At 66.2% G+C, this 15,188-nt stretch carries 10 protein-coding genes and 1 pseudogene; 8 read left to right on the forward strand and 3 right to left on the reverse strand.

Features of this window, described 5'->3' with window-relative positions; genetic code table 11:
• Positions 1–396: 396 nt before the first annotated feature.
• Together ACWDTI_RS17835 and ACWDTI_RS17840 are read right to left on the reverse strand one after the other, a co-directional pair.
• Positions 397–594: pseudogene (locus tag ACWDTI_RS17835) on the reverse strand (long-chain fatty acid--CoA ligase); the annotation flags it as partial.
• 24 nt (positions 595–618) lie between these two features.
• Positions 619–1,752: a thiolase family protein gene (locus tag ACWDTI_RS17840; protein WP_449739437.1), complete on the reverse strand. Its 1,134-nt coding sequence runs from the start codon at positions 1,750–1,752 to the stop codon at positions 619–621.
• Positions 1,753–1,964: 212 nt separating this feature from the next.
• On the opposite strand from ACWDTI_RS17840, the gene ACWDTI_RS17845 reads away from it, so the two are divergent.
• The 3 genes from ACWDTI_RS17845 to ACWDTI_RS17855 all read left to right on the forward strand — a co-directional run bounded on the left by ACWDTI_RS17845 (position 1,965) and on the right by ACWDTI_RS17855 (position 6,482).
• A complete protein-coding gene (locus ACWDTI_RS17845) occupies positions 1,965–3,161 on the forward strand; it encodes an acyl-CoA dehydrogenase family protein (protein WP_449739438.1) in 1,197 nt (398 codons plus the stop codon).
• Between the two features lie 30 nt (positions 3,162–3,191).
• A complete protein-coding gene (locus ACWDTI_RS17850; protein WP_449739439.1) occupies positions 3,192–4,349 on the forward strand; it encodes an acyl-CoA dehydrogenase family protein in 1,158 nt (385 codons plus the stop codon).
• A gap of 117 nt (positions 4,350–4,466) precedes the next feature.
• On the forward strand, positions 4,467–6,482 hold the full coding sequence (locus ACWDTI_RS17855) for an NAD(+) synthase (protein WP_449739440.1): 2,016 nt from the start codon (positions 4,467–4,469) through the stop codon (positions 6,480–6,482).
• 20 nt (positions 6,483–6,502) lie between these two features.
• Here ACWDTI_RS17855 and ACWDTI_RS17860 read toward each other — a convergent pair whose 3' ends face one another.
• On the reverse strand, positions 6,503–7,903 hold the full coding sequence (locus ACWDTI_RS17860; RefSeq protein WP_449739441.1) for a WS/DGAT/MGAT family O-acyltransferase: 1,401 nt from the start codon (positions 7,901–7,903) through the stop codon (positions 6,503–6,505).
• A gap of 134 nt (positions 7,904–8,037) precedes the next feature.
• Here ACWDTI_RS17860 and ACWDTI_RS17865 point away from each other — a divergent pair, with 134 nt between their 5' ends.
• From ACWDTI_RS17865 to ACWDTI_RS17885, 5 genes are all read left to right on the forward strand, one after another.
• Positions 8,038–9,441 carry a glutamate decarboxylase gene (locus ACWDTI_RS17865; RefSeq protein WP_449739442.1) on the forward strand — a complete coding sequence of 468 codons (1,404 nt, stop codon included), beginning with the start codon at positions 8,038–8,040 and terminating at the stop codon, positions 9,439–9,441.
• Between the two features lie 51 nt (positions 9,442–9,492).
• On the forward strand, positions 9,493–10,005 hold the full coding sequence (locus tag ACWDTI_RS17870; protein WP_449739443.1) for a nuclear transport factor 2 family protein: 513 nt from the start codon (positions 9,493–9,495) through the stop codon (positions 10,003–10,005).
• A 272-nt stretch (positions 10,006–10,277) separates the two neighbouring features.
• Complete coding sequence (locus ACWDTI_RS17875; protein ID WP_449739444.1) at positions 10,278–11,270, forward strand: acyl-ACP desaturase; 993 nt, start codon at positions 10,278–10,280, stop codon at positions 11,268–11,270.
• 8 nt (positions 11,271–11,278) lie between these two features.
• Positions 11,279–12,463 (forward strand): tRNA dihydrouridine synthase DusB, encoded by a 1,185-nt coding sequence (gene dusB, locus ACWDTI_RS17880; RefSeq protein ID WP_449739445.1) that lies wholly within the window; start codon positions 11,279–11,281, stop codon positions 12,461–12,463.
• 290 nt (positions 12,464–12,753) lie between these two features.
• The gene (locus ACWDTI_RS17885; protein WP_449739499.1) at positions 12,754–15,168 is read left to right on the forward strand and encodes an LCP family glycopolymer transferase; all 2,415 of its coding nucleotides are present in this window, start codon (positions 12,754–12,756) and stop codon (positions 15,166–15,168) included.
• Positions 15,169–15,188 lie beyond the last annotated feature (20 nt).

Raw genomic sequence — 15,188 nt, forward strand, 5'->3', positions numbered from 1 at the left:
CTGAGCACACGAGCGTGCGAGCGCGCCGAACGACGCCTAACGGCTCGGGCGGCTCAACCAGCGGCAGGCCCGGCCCTGCAGACACGGCTCACCCAGCGCACACCCGCGGCCCGCCCGAACCTGTCGGTGCCCGGTGATACAACAATGTCAGCCGATGAAGCAGAGTCAGCCACCAATACCTGTGTAACCCTCTGACGCGCAGCACATTCCAGCGAAGAACATTTCCCGCGCACCCGACCCGTCGGGACCGCGCACGCACCTTGAGAACTCCATAGTGTGAATTGAGGCCGGGCAAGCAGCCTGCCGGGACCATCATGGTCCCGGCAGGCACGCCGCGGGCGATCAGACACGTCCGCAAGCAGCTTCCGCAACGGTGTGGACCCGTGCCTTTCCTGCCACGAGGAGGGCGACCGGTTCTTGTCCTACGCCGGCGGCGTCGCGACCGACCACCACGGTGGCGACGTCGGCTGCTTCAAGCAGTCTCCTCGAGCTCGCGGCGATACACGTTGTAGCCCTTGAGATCAGCACGTCCTTGGCTCGGTCGCAGATGAACAGGTAGCCATCGGCCCCACGGTCCGCGATGACACCGGTGTCCGGATTCATCGCGGCACCGGCGGATCAGATGAGCTCGACGATGGTGGCGTTGGCCATCCCACCAGCCTCACACATCGACTGCAGGCCGTAGCGAATTCCGTTGTCGCGCATGTGATGCACCAGTCGCGTCATCAGGATGGCCCCCGATCCGCCCAGCGGGTGTCCGACGGCGATCGCGCCGCCGAGCGGATTGACCCGCGCGGGGTCGGCACCTGTCTCGATCTGCCAGGCCATCGGGACGGGTGCGAAGGCCTCGTTGATCTCGAAGGCACCGATGTCGTCGATGGACAGCCCGGCACGTTTGAGCGCTTTGGCCGTGGCCGCGATCGGCGCGGTGAGCATGATGACCGGGTCGTCGCCGGCCACGACGGCGGTGTGGATGCGGGCGATCGGCGTGAGCCCGTGCTCGGCGGCCGTGTCGCTACTCATGACGAGCAACGCGCCGGCCCCATCGGAGATCTGTGAGGCGTTGCCCGCGTGGATGACGCCGTCCTCCCCGAACGCCGGCTTGAGTGTGGCCATCTTCTCCAGCGTTCCGCCGCGGCGGATACCCTCGTCGCCCTCGAGCACGCCGGGAAGAGGTGCGAGTTGGCCGTCGAAGGCGCCGGCATCGGTGGCGGCAGCAGCGAGTTCATGTGAGCGCAGCGAGAATTCGTCGAGTGCGCGGCGACTCAGCCCCCACTTCTCGGCCATCATCTCGGCACCGACTCCCTGACTGAACCGGTCGATGCCGTACCGGTCGAGCACCGCGGCAGGCTGATTCTCGCCGTCCGGTGCGGCGCTGCCCATCGGCACCCGGCTCATCGACTCGACTCCACCGGCCACCACGATGTCCTGTTGACCGGCGATCACCGCGGCGGCCGCCATGCTGAGTGCCTGCTGGCTCGACCCGCAGGCTCGGGTGACCGTGGTTCCTGGAACGGACTCGGGCCAGCCGGCGGCGAGCACTGCCGTCCGCGCGACGTTGCCTGCCTGCTCTCCACTCTGACTCACGCAGCCCCAGACGACGTCGTCGATCTGCTCCGGGGCGATTCCGGTCCGCTCGGCGAGCGATTCCAGTATGTGGGCCGACAACTCGGCCGGATGGATGCCCGACAATGCTCCACGACGCCGCCCGATCGGTGTGCGGACGGCGTCGACGATCACTGCATCACGCATGGCTGACCTTCCTCTCGATGACGATGTATTCGACTTGACCACGCGGCGGGACATCGCCGCAATGAGATTCACGCTCACGATCGATGAGGCGACGCCTATACGAAGCAACAGAGAGCTCAGTACTCCCGCAAAAGGTGTCATTGGCTCGCGCTATCGCACCGATAGTCGATCGGATCGTTCCGATCGGATCGCGCGCGGTGCATGCTGAACGGATGACGCGCCTCGCCCAGACCTTGGGTCTGACCGACATCCAGACCGAGATCGTCGACAACGTCCGGCGATTCGTCGACAAGCAGATCATCCCGTACGCCCAGGAACTCGAGCATGCCGACGAGTACCCCACCGAGATCGTCGACGGTATGCGCGAGATGGGGCTCTTCGGTCTGATGATCCCCGAGGAATACGGCGGTCTGGGCGAATCGCTGCTCACCTACGCGCTGTGCGTCGAAGAGTTGGCCCGCGGCTGGATGAGCGTGTCCGGCGTCATCAACACCCACTTCATCGTCGCCTACATGATCCGCCAGCACGGCACCGTCGAGCAGAAGCAACGGTTCCTGCCGCGGATGGCCACCGGTGAGGTCCGCGGCGCCTTCTCGATGTCCGAACCCGAACTCGGCTCGGATGTCGCCGCCATCAAGACCACCGCCAAGAAAGACGGCGACGCCGGCTACCTCATCAACGGCGCGAAGATGTGGCTGACCAACGGCGGCACCTCCACCCTCGTCGCGGCACTCGTCCGCACCGAGGAAGGCGCGGCGAAACCGCACCAGAACCTGACGACGTTCCTGATCGAGAAGCCTGCCGGGTTCGGCAAGGTACTGCCCGGGCTCACCATCCCCGGCAAGATCGACAAGATGGGCTACAAGGGCATCGACACCACCGAGCTCATCTTCGACAACTACCGCGCCCCGGCCACCGACATCCTCGGCGGCACACCCGGTAAGGGGTTCGGGCACATGATGGACGGCGTCGAGGTCGGCCGCGTCAACGTCTCGGCCCGCGCCTGCGGCGTCGCGCAACGCGCCTTCGAACTCGCGATCAAGTATGCCCAGCAGCGCACCACCTTCGGCAAGCCGATCGCCGAGCACCAGGCCGTGGCGTTCAGCCTCGCCGAGATGGCCACCAAAGTCGAAGCCGCACATCTGATGATGGTCAACGCCGCCCGCCTCAAGGACACCGGCGAACGTAACGACGTCGCCGCCGGCATGAGCAAATACCTGTGCAGCGAATACTGCTCCGAGGTCACCCAGGCCGCCTTCCGCATCCACGGCGGCTACGGATACTCCAAGGAGTTCGAGATAGAACGCCTCATGCGCGAAGCGCCCTTCCTCCTCATCGGCGAAGGCACCAGCGAAATCCAGAAACAGATCATCAGCAAAGGCATCCTGCGCGAGTATCGCGAGAACTGACCTGCACCACTGATCGAGGGGGAAAAATCCATGCAGCGCACCGTGTTCACCGACGACCACGAGGCCTTCCGCAAGACCATCCGCGACTTCATCGCCAAAGAGGTCGTGCCGCAGTATCCCGAATGGGAGAAGCAGGGACACCCGCATCGCGATTCCTACCGTCGACTGGGCGAACTCGGCGTCCTGGGCATCGAGGCGCCCGAAGAGTACGGCGGTGGCGGCGCAACGGATTTCACGTACTCGATGGTGATCGCCGAGGAGACGTCGGCGGCCGGTGTCACCTTCGGCAGCTATTCGGTGCACTCCAACCTGATCCTGCCGTACCTGATGGAGTATGCGACCGAGGAGCAGAAGCAGCGGTGGCTGCCCGGATTCTGTTCCGGCGACATCATGTTCGCGATCGCGATGACCGAACCCGGCACCGGCTCGGACCTCGCGAACATCGCCACCACCGCGAAACTCTCGGAGGACGGCAGCCACTACGTTCTCGACGGGTCGAAGACATTCATCACCGGTGGGGCCCTGGCCGACCGGGTGCTCGTCGTGTGCCGCACCTCCCCGTTCGACACGGCGAACCGCCGCGCCGGGCTGTCCATCCTCGTCGTCGACACGACGTCGGAGGGATTCGCCGTCGGCCGCAAGCTGGAGAAGATCGGCCTGAAGGCCTCCGACACCGCCGAGCTATCGTTCAGCTCGGTGAAGGTCCCCGTGGAGGATCGACTCGGCGACGAGGGCGCCGGCTTCTCCTACCTCACCCACAACCTGGCGCAGGAGCGCCTGACCATCGCGATCGGCGCGTCGGCGACCGCCGCCGCAGCCGTGCAACATGCCTTGGCCTACACCAAGGAACGCGACGTGTTCGGCAAACCGGTCGCGTCGTTCCAGAACACGAAGTTCGTTCTGGCCGAATGCTCGGCCGATGTCGAGGCGATCCGCCATCTGGTCGACCGCGCGTTGGATCTGCACAATGCCGGCGAATTGAGTGTGCCCGACGCCGCCCGCGTGAAGCTGTTCGCGACCGAGACCGCCGGCAAGGTCATCGACAAGTGCCTGCAGTTGCACGGCGGCTACGGCTACATCCTCGAGTACCCGATCGCGCGTCTCTACGCCGACACTCGCGTGTCCCGGATCTACGGCGGCACCAATGAGGTGATGAAGACCATCATCGCCAAAGACCTCGGCCTGTAGCCCCAGCAAATCCGTTCTGGCCGCACGTGCGTGTCCAGGCCGCTGCAATCACCCAAAGCCGGAACACGATACTGCGGCCACAACCGACGCCGGAGCCCGCCCGGCTAGGGTTGGGAGGTGTCTGTCTACCAGCATGGTTTCGCACGGGTCACCGGCGCGGTGCCGGTGGTGTCCATCGCCGACCCGGCCACCAACACCGACCGCACTCTCGAACTGCTGCGCGCCGCCGCGGCCGAGGGGGCGGCGCTCGTGGTGTTCCCGGAGCTCGGGCTGTGTGGCTACTCGATCGACGACCTCGTCCAGCAGGATGCCGTCCTCGACGCCTGCCTGACCGGGCTCGCGACCATCGTCGAGGCCAGCCGCGAACTGCGTCCGTTGATCGCCGTCGGACTGCCGCTCGTGGTCGGTGACGGTCTCTACAACTGCGCGGCGGTGGTGCACGGCGGCGCGATCCTCGGCGTGGTGCCCAAGTCGTATCTGCCGAACTACCGCGAGTTCTACGAACAGCGGTACTTCTCGGCCGCCCGCGATGCCGCGGTCACCACCGCGACGGTGCTCGGCACCGAGGTGCCGTTCGGTCCGGACCTCATCTTCGAGGCCACCGACGTGGAAGGCCTCGCCGTGCACGTCGAGATCTGCGAAGACGGTTGGGTGCCGATCCCGCCGAGCACATGGGCCGCCCTCGCCGGTGCGACCGTGCTGGCCAATCTGTCCGGCAGCCCGGTCACCGTCGGCAAAGAGGCCTATCGGAAGTCGTTGTGCACCAGCCACTCTGCACGATGCGTCGCCGCACACATCTATGTCGCGGCAGGGTTCGGGGAATCCACCACCGATCTCGCCTGGGATGGTGACGCCCTGATCTCGGAGAACGGCACGCTGCTCGCACGCAGCGAACAGTTCGCGATGGACCATCAGATGATCACAGCCGACATCGATCTCGACCGCCTCCGGCAGGAGCGGATGCGCATGATCAGCCTGCGCGACCAGGTGGGCGATTTCGCCTCGGATTTGAAACCGTTGCGCCGCATCCGTTTCCGACTCGGGTCCACCGACGACGTCGACGACACGCTGCGACGCGTCGTCCCGCGGTTCCCGTTCGTCCCCGCCGGCACCGCCGATCGCGACGAGCGGTGTCGCGAGGTCGGCAACATCCAGGTGCAGGGCTTGGCTGCGCGGCTACGGTCGACCGGCATCGACAAGATCGTCATCGGCGTCTCCGGTGGCCTCGACTCGACGCTCGCGCTCCTCGTCGCCGTCGACACCTTCGACCGACTGGGCCTGGACCGGAAGAACATCCTGGCCTACACCATGCCCGGATTCGCCACCGGCTCAGCCACATTGGCGCGCGCGCACGTGCTGATGGACTCCCTCGGCGTGTCCGGCACCGAACTCGACATCCGGCCGTCGTGCATCCAGATGATGGCCGACATCGGACACCCCTACGCCGACGGCGTCGAGGTCTACGACGTCACTTTCGAGAACGTGCAGGCCGGCGAACGCACCTCGCATCTCTTCCGCCTCGCCAACCACCACGGCGGCATCGTGCTCGGCACCGGGGACCTCTCCGAACTGGCGCTCGGCTGGTGCACCTACGGTGTCGGGGACCAGATGTCGCACTACAACGTGAACTCGTCGGTGCCCAAAACCCTTATCCAGCACCTGATCCGATGGATGATCACCACCGGCGCCTATTCCGCGGAGACCACCGGCGCGCTGACCGAGATACTCGGCGACGTGATCACGCCGGAACTGGTGCCGCCCGGCGCCGACGGCGCGATCCAGAGCACCGAGGACACCGTCGGACCGTACGAGCTGCACGACTTCTTCCTCTACTACCACACCCGATTCGGCTATCGGCCCGCCAAGATCGCGTATCTGGCGTCGCAGGCGTGGGGTGACCGCAGCCGCGGCCCCTGGTCGGACATGATCGCCGACGAGAGCCGCAATCAGTACGACGCGGCCACCATCGAACGGTGGCTGAGCGTGTTCCTGAAGCGGTTCATGAGCAATCAGTTCAAGCGCACCGCGATGCCCAACGGCCCCAAGATCGGTTCGGGCGGTTCACTTTCCCCGCGCGGCGACTGGCGCTCCCCCAGCGACGCGTCGAGTCGGGTGTGGCTCGACGCGCTCTGAGCGGCTCACGGGAGACGCCGCTAGTCACACTGCTCGAGCAACTGCTTGAGCTCCTCGTCGAAGGCGTGCGCGATCTCCCAGACGTCGGGTGCGTGATCGGTGCACGCGACGATGCCGATGTTGAGCCGACCGTCGGCGGAGAACACGGTGATGTTGAGTCCCAGACCGTGGAAGATCGGGCCCAACGGATAGATGGCGCTGACCCGGGAACCGAGGAAGTACAGCGGGAAGTCCGGTCCGGCGACATTCGACACGAGCACATTGAAGACCGGTGGGTGCCGCAGCGACAGCTTGCGCTCGCCGTACACCTTCATCGCGGTCGACATCGTGGTGCCGGGCACGAACTGCGCCCAGGCGCGCAGGATGTTGGCGTCGATGTCGGCGTGGTGTTCCTTCGACTTGCGGGACTGCTCTGCGGCGCGCTCGAGCCGTTCGACCGGATCGGCCGTGTCCGACGGCAGCAACGTGAACATGCCCGTCACCTTGTTGGTGCCCTCCTCGACGAGGTCACTCTCGTCGGCACCGTGAACGGACACCGGCACCATCCCGACCAGCGGCTGCTCGGGGAGCTCGCCGTGCTCGTCGAGATAACTGCGCAGGGCACCGCCGGTCATCGCCAGCACCACGTCGTTGATCTTCACACCGAACCGGTTCTTCACCCGCTTGATGTCGTCAAGCGAGAGTTGGCTGAGTGCGATCGTGCGGTGCGGGGTGATCGGCGCGTTGAACCGGGTCCGCGGTGCCTGGAACGGTGCCGGCATGGCGCTGTCCGACCGCGACCGCCGCAGCCAGCCGAACGGCACCGAGACGGTGTTCGGGATGAGCTTGGCCATCGAGATCGGCCGCTGCACAAAGTAATTCACCGCGCCGGTCACCGCCATGGTGGTCCGCGACGCCGGTCCGGCGGTCTCCTTCAGCTTCTCCACGTCGAGTTCGGGCGCGTCCGGGGTGATGGTGCACAACTGGGAAAGCAGATCGGCGCTGGTGACGCCGTCGACGCCGGCATGGTGCATCCGCAGCATCGCCGCCACCTTGCCACCGGCCATCCCCTCGATGACCCACAACTCCCACAACGGTTTACCGCGGTCCAGCGTCTGGCCCGCGAGATGTCCGCACAAGTCGGCGACCTCACGTTCGCCGCCGGGCGCGGGCACCGCGATCCGGTGCACGTGCCGTTCGATGTCGAAATCCTCGTCCTCGATCCACACCGGGTGGTCGATGTTGAGGATCGAATTGTCGAGCTTGCGACGGAAGGTCGGCAGCGCCTCGATCCGGCGTTCGAGTTCGGTGCGCAACTTGGTGAAGCTGTACCCGCCGGGCATGGTGCTGGGGTCGATCTCGATCAACCCGATGACATGCATCAACTGCGACCTGGTCTCCAGGTACAGGAAGGATGCGTCGAGTCCACTGAGCCGCTGCATGGCGCCACCACCTCGCTCTATCGACGTCTTCCCGACGTCGCCCTATCAGCACCGCTCCCCCGTCGGCACTGTTGCTCCACCATCATGCCGGAAGTATGAGGTCGTGCCCCGCATTTCGCCGTACGCTCACCCTCATGCACCATCACCTGAACGTGGATCGCAAAGAAGTATCCGACATTCCGGTCAATGCCAACCCCCTGTTCACCCGGCCCGGCGAGGCCACCGACTTCCCCCGGTTCTCCCTCCCCGACGAGCCGTCCGATCCCGCCACCGCCTATCAGGTGGTGCACGACGAGATGATGCTCGACGGCAACGCACGGCAGAATCTGGCGACCTTCGTCGGCACGTGGATGGACGACTACGCCAACCGCCTCTATCTGCAGGCCGCCGACAAGAACATGATCGACAAGGACGAGTACCCGCAGACCGCGGCGATCGAAACCCGTTGCTGGACAATGCTTGCCGATCTGTGGAATGCACCCGAGCCGACAAAGGCGATCGGCACCTCGACGATCGGGTCGTCGGAGGCGGCGATGCTCGGCGGCCTCGCCCTCAAACGACGTTGGTCGGAGAGGCGTAAGGCCGAGGGCAAGCCCGTCGGCGTGCCGAATCTGATCATGTCCTCGGCGGTTCAGGTGTGCTGGGAGAAGTTCTGCAACTATTTCGAGGTCGAGGTGCGGTATGTGCCTGTCTCCGAGGAACATCTGGTGCTCGACGGCCACGACCTCGCGTCCTACGTGGACGAGAACACCATCGGTGTGGTGGCGATCATGGGCCAGACCTACACCGGCGCCTACGAGCCGGTCACGAAGATCGCCGCGGCGCTCGACGAGATCCAGAAGCAGACCGGCCTCGACATCCCGATCCACATCGACGGGGCCTCCGGCGCCTCCATCGCCCCATTCCTGCAACCCGACCTCGAGTGGGACTTCCGGGTACCGCGCGTCGCGTCGATCAACATGTCCGGCCACAAGTACGGCCTCGTCTACCCCGGCATCGGCTGGGTGGTGTGGCGCGACGAGTCGCTACTGCCGGAGAGCCTGGTGTTCCGCGTCAGTTACCTCGGCGGCAACATGCCGACCTTCGCTCTCAACTTCTCCCGTCCCGGCGCCCAGGTGCTGTTGCAGTACTACCAATTCCTGCGCCTCGGCTTCGAGGGCTACCGCGAAGTGCAGCAGAACTGTCAGGACGTGGCTACGTTCCTGTCGTCACAGATCGGCGCGATGGACGCGTTCACGCTGCGCAGCGATGGGACCGACATCCCGGTGTTCGCCTGGCAGCTGGCCGACGGCTACACGAAGAACTGGGATCTGCATCACCTGTCGGCGCAGTTGCGGGAACGCGGCTGGCTGGTGCCCGCGTATCCGATGCCCGACAACCTCGGGGATCAGACCGTGGTGCGCATCGTCGTGCGTAACGGTCTCTCGCACGATCTGGCCGACACCCTGATGCGCGATCTCCACGAGTCGGTCGACTACCTCGACAGCCTCGACGCCCCCATGCCGGCGCCACGAGTCAAGCAGGGCTTCAGCCACTGACCCGAGCAGACCTGAGCTTACTAGAACACGTTCTAGTAAGCTCAGGTCTCGATGAGCACCTTCACCCACGCCGAACTCGATGCGGCCTTCGGCGCCTTCCAACGCACCGTCGCCGAGATCGCGGTCAGCCGCGATTGGGACCGGTTCGCCGACATGTTCACCGTCGACGCGGTGTATGTCGAGCACGCCTTCGGCACCATGACGGGCCGCGAGGAGATCCGCGCCTGGATCTGGAAGACGATGTCCGCCTTCCCCGGCAGCCACATGACCGGGTATCCGTCGCTGTGGCATGTCGTCGACGCCCCGACGGGACGGGTGATCTGCGAGGTCGACAACCCGATGCGTGACCCAGGTGACGGCTCGGTGATCTCCGCGACCAATCTCACCATCCTCACCTATGCGGGTGACGGATTGTGGTGTCGCGAAGAGGACGTCTACAACCCCCTCGAGTTCGGCCAGGCCGCCATGCGATGGTGCGAACGATCTGCCCAGCTCGGAACCCTCGACGACGCGGCGGCACGCTGGATGGAGACCTCGGGCGCGATGTTCGCGCGACGTGCCTGAATTGCCGGAGATCCTGTCGGTCTCCTGTGAGTCACCGAGATCGTGACCGATGCCACCGCGAGACACCCCGAAGTGACGTAACGTCGCCAAAGTGGGTTACGACACCGTAGCCAGGAACTTGGGCCGACCTGGCCCCGTGCCGTACGCTAGGCGTTTGACCAGTGGTGCCGGCGGCCGGGAACCCGGAACCATGAGGCAGCGCCCGTGACGGCGCTCACCACGACATTCACGACGACATCGATACAACACGGACCGGCGTTCGGAGGACATCAATGGCACGCGACCTGACTCAACTGGAACTTCTGCAGGAGCTGGAAACGGTCGCCGAGGACAACGTCAACCGACACCTCAAGACCGCTCGCGACTGGAATCCCCACGACTACATCCCGTGGGACGAGGGCAAGAACTATGCCGCCCTCGGCGGCGTCGACTACGACCCGGAGCAGTCGCAGCTCGACGAGGTCGCCAAGGCGGCCATGGTCACCAACCTGCTGACCGAGGACAATCTCCCGTCGTATCACCGGGTCATCGCCGACAACTTCTCCATGGACTCGGCGTGGGGCCACTGGGTCGGCCGGTGGACCGCCGAGGAAAACCGCCACGGCATCGTGATGCGCGATTATCTCGTGGTCACCCGCGGTGTCGATCCGGTCGCCCTCGAAGAGGCCCGGATGATCCACATGACCAACGGCTACGACCCCATGCTGGCCGCCGCCGGACGCACCGAGGAACTCGAGGAGCACGCCGACGAGCTCGGCATCCTGCACTCGGTCGCCTACGTCACCTTCCAGGAGCTGGCCACTCGCGTGAGCCACCGCAACACCGGCAAGGCCTGCAACGATCCGATCGCCGACAAGATGCTGCAGCGCATCGCCGCGGACGAGAACCTGCACATGATCTTCTACCGCAACATCTGTGGTGCGGGCATGGACATCTCGCCCGACCAGACGCTGCGCGCGGTCACCGACATCGTCACCAACTTCCAGATGCCCGGCGCCGGCATGCCGAACTTCCGCCGCAACGGTGTCCTGATGGCCAAGCACGGCATCTACGACCTGCGCCAGCACCTCGAAGAGGTCATCATGCCGGTGCTGCGCAAGTGGAATGTCTTCGAACGCGACGACTTCTCCAGCGCGGGCGAGCAGACCCGCGAGGAGCTTGCCGCGTTCCTCGAACAGCTCGAGAAGGACACGGTTCGCTTCGAGGAGATGCGCGACCGGTCGCTCGCCCGTGAGGCCAAGAAGCGGGAGCAGCAGGCATCCTGAGCACCACCATGCTTCCGTCACCGGCGCCCTCGGTTCTGACCGACGGCGCCGGTTCGGCGTTGCGCATCGGCTCGATCGAACTCGCCAGCCCGGTCGTCCTGGCCCCGATGGCCGGCGTGACCAATGTCGCATTCCGGACGCTGTGCCGTGAACTCGAGCTCGAACGCACCGGCACCGTCTCAGGCCTCTATGTCTGCGAGATGGTGACCGCCCGCGCGCTCGTCGAACGTCACCCGGTGACCATGCACATGACCACCTTCGGGCCCGACGAGAACCCACGGTCGATGCAGCTCTACACCGTCGATCCGGAGAACACCTACGCGGCGGCGAAGATGATCGTCGACGAGAATCTCGCCGACCACATCGACATGAACTTCGGCTGCCCGGTGCCCAAGGTGACCCGCAAGGGTGGCGGCTCGGCAATTCCGTTCAAGCGCAAGCTGTTTCGCCGGATCGTCGCGGCAGCGGTGAAAGCGACCGAAGGCACCGACATCCCGGTGACCGTCAAGTTCCGTATCGGCATCGACGACGCGCACCACACCCACCTCGACGCCGGCCGGATAGCCGCCGAGGAAGGCGCCAAAGCGGTTGCGCTGCATGCCCGTACGGCTTCGCAGCGGTACTCGGGCACGGCGGACTGGGACGAGATCGCGCGACTCAAGGAGCACGTCACCGACGTCCCGGTCCTCGGCAACGGCGACATCTTCGAACCCGCGGACGCGGTTACGATGATGCAGCGAACCGGCTGCGACGGAGTGGTCATCGGACGCGGCTGCCTCGGACGACCGTGGCTGTTCGCCGAGCTGTCCGCCCACCTCAACGGCCTCGACGCTCCCCCGCCGCCGAACCTGGGCGATGTGGCGAAGATCATCATCCGGCACGGACAGCTCCTCGCCGATCACCACGGCGAGAACAAGGGCATGCGGGAGATCCGCAAGCACGTCGCCTGGTACCTGCGCGGATTCCCGGCCGGCTCCGACCTGCGCAACCGGTTGGCCCTGGTCAGCACGCTCGACGAGCTCACCGAACTGGTCGGGACACTGCCCGCCGACGCCGTGTTCCCCGACGACGGGCACGGACCGCGCGGTCGCCAGGGGTCACCGGCGAAGGTGGCGCTGCCCGACGGCTGGCTCGACGATCCCGACGAGGACATCGTCCCCGAGGGCGCCGAGATCATGCACTCGGGCGGCTGAGCGCCCGATATCTCCAGTTCACGCCATCAAATGGCACGGCGCTCCGACTTGGCTGAGATGTGTTCTCAGGTGCACTCAGTACTATGACCCGAAGTCTCGTGAGCGCGAGGCGACGTAAGGGTGCGCGATTTCCCGCGAGATTCGCGAGCGCACCGGATGTTGGGTCAAGGGGAACGTGAGTGAGTCGTAGGACATCGGGACCGGATCAGCCGGGGCCGGACAACGAGGGGCCGAAGCCCCGTCGGAGTCGGCGCGCCGGACGCTCCGGCGGTGCCAACGACTTCACCGAGATGTTCGGAAACGCACCGACCAACGATGTCCCGGCCCACGGTTCGCTGCACGAGCCGACCTCCGCCGACCGGTATGTGCGCGGCCGCACCCGGCTCACCGTGCGTGAGCTGATGGAGCAGATGAATGCGGAGGGCACCCCCGGCGACCCGACGCCGCCCACCGCCACACCAGGCGACACCACTCGACCCGGCGGCACGCCGCCACGCACCGCCCGACCGCAGCCTCGGGCCGACGATCCGACCGAGGTCCATCGCCTCGATGAGCTGGCCGCGGCCCCGGGGTCCTCCCAAGAAAACGACGTCACGCAGAAGATCGCGCCGATCAAGGCGCAGGCCACGTTCGACGACGTCGACCTCTCCGACGACGCGACCCGCAAACGGGTCACGGAGGAGTCGCGCGGTCAGGGTGGGCCCGCCGCGGGCAACGCGGCCGGTGGCGCGGCCGCTGCTGCAGCCGCAGTCGCCGCGTCTTCGAGCACGCCGTCCACGGACACGCCCTCCGCGCCCGCACCGTCCGCAGGCACGCCGTCCGCGGGCACGCCGTCCGCAGGCACGCCGTCCGCAGGCACGCCGTCCGCAGGCACGCCGTCGGCGAGCGCGCCGACCACCGGCACGCCATCCACGGGGCAGGAGCCCGTCCGGGCGTATTCGGGCACCCCATCGCCCGACATCTCGCCCTCAGGTACCGCATCGAGCACCCCGTCGCCGAGCACGGGGTCGCCGAGCGCTGGGTCGTCGAGCACCCCGCCGCCGAGCGCCCCCTCGCGGAGTAGCCGAGTACCGCGACGGCCGCTGCAACCGACCCCTGACCTGTCGGACACCATTCCGCCTCGGTCGCGGCCACGGCGCCACCCCTCGTCCGCGGGCGACCGACCGCGCCGAAACCTGACCCGCAGCGTCACCGTCACCGGCCGCATCATCGTGGCGATCGCCTGCGTGATGGCGCTCGTCGGCACCGGCTTCGTCTGGGGCTACCTGAAGTCCTGGAACGGCAACTGGAAGACCATCAACGCGGTCAACCCCGAGGACTCGAACATCCGCAAGAAGGACGCGCAGTACGGTGACGAGAACTACCTGATCGTCGGCACCGACACCCGAAGCGGACAGAACTCCAACGTCGGCGCCGGAACCACCGCCGACGCCGAGGGCGCCCGGTCGGACACGATCATCCTCGTCAACATCCCGGCCAACCGGGAACGGGTCGTCGCGGTGTCCTTCCCGCGTGACCTGCAGGTCGATCGCCCCGACTGCCAGCAGTGGGACAACGACAGCGGCACCTATGGGGAGGACCTGCCCGCCGAGTCCTCGGTCAAGATCAACAGCGTCTACGCCGACGGCGGCCCGAAGTGCCTGGTCAGTGTCATCACCGCGATGAGTGGCCTCAACATCAACCACTTCATCGCAATGGACTTCTACGGCTTCGAGAAGGTCGTGCGGTCGGTGGGCGGAGTCGAGGTGTGTTCTCCGACCCCTCTCTACGACTACGAACTCGGGCAGATCCTGCGCAAGCCGGGCAGGCAGAAACTCACCGGCAAACGGGCCCTCAACTACGTTCGTGCCCGCAGCATCGCATCCGAGGGCAACGGCGACTACGGCCGTATCAAGCGCCAGCAACTGTTCATGTCGTCGCTCCTGCGGTCGACACTCTCGGGCAATGTGTTGAGCAACCCGAGCAAGCTCAACAGCATCGTCAACACCTTCATCCAGTACAGCTACGTCGACGGTGTCGACACACAGTCGCTGCTCGACCTCGCCGACTCGATGCAGGGCATCGAGGCCGGTCGCGTCACATTCCTCACCATCCCCACCTCGGGCACGTCCACCGACGGCCAGAACAACGAGATCCCGCGAACCGACGACATCAACGCGATCTTCAACGCGATCATCGACGACGATCCGCTGCCCGGTGAGCAGGCCAAGAAGGACACGTCGACGTCGAGTTCGACCAGTGCGAAGGCAGCGGGCGCATCGTCGCCGACGACCTCGAGCGCACCCACCCGAATCTCGGCGACCGCCCAGAGCCCCGGCAACGTCGGCGTGCGGGTGCTCAACGGCACCGGCCGCTCCGGAGCCGCCACGGATGTCTCCGATCAGCTGGCACCGCTGGGCTTCGACGTGCGTGGCGTCGCCGACGCGTCGGAGAACCGCACCGACACCGTCATCCGGTATGGCACCGGTGAGCAGGACGCCGCAGCCACCCTCGCCGAGGTGTTCCCGGGCGCGTCCATTCAGCTCGACCGGACCGTCAAGTCGGGTGTCGAGGTGATCCTCGGATCCAGCTTCACCGGGTCGGTGGGTTCGGTGCCCGCCGCGGGCACGACCATTTCGGTGGAGCAGCTGCCGCCGGCCACCAACACGTCCGGCCTGCCGAACGACCTGGCCGTCACCAACGCCGCCAACACAGATTGCTCCTGACCCGGACATCTGGGTCGGGT

It is taken from the genome of Gordonia sp. NPDC003424, from assembly GCF_053588655.1.